The following is a 273-nucleotide window of genomic DNA, read 5'->3' on the forward strand; positions in this document are numbered from 1 at the left end:
TATTAAGCTTGTTGAATTTCGTTAGAAATTCACTCGGTTTTTTGCTTGGTAAAATCTATTTTACTTACTTATCTAGTTTTCAATGTGCAATTTAAAATGGTGGGCCTAAATGGACTCGAACCATCGACCTCACGCTTATCAGGCGTGCGCTCTAACCAGCTGAGCTATAGGCCCATTCTTAAGTTGAATGTTATAAACATTCAAAACTGAATACAATATGTCTCCGTTATTCCATGACCTAATGGTCATTCCGTAATATCCTTAGAAAGGAGG

The 273-nt window shown here is 37.0% G+C and carries 1 tRNA gene; it reads right to left on the bottom strand.

Going from position 1 to position 273, the window contains the following annotated elements:
• Positions 1–97: 97 nt before the first annotated feature.
• Positions 98–174, bottom strand: a tRNA-Ile gene (locus tag LQ693_RS13590).
• Positions 175–273 lie beyond the last annotated feature (99 nt).

This window comes from Mammaliicoccus sp. B-M6 (genome assembly GCF_022386965.1).
Lineage (GTDB): Bacteria > Bacillota > Bacilli > Staphylococcales > Staphylococcaceae > Mammaliicoccus > Mammaliicoccus sciuri_A.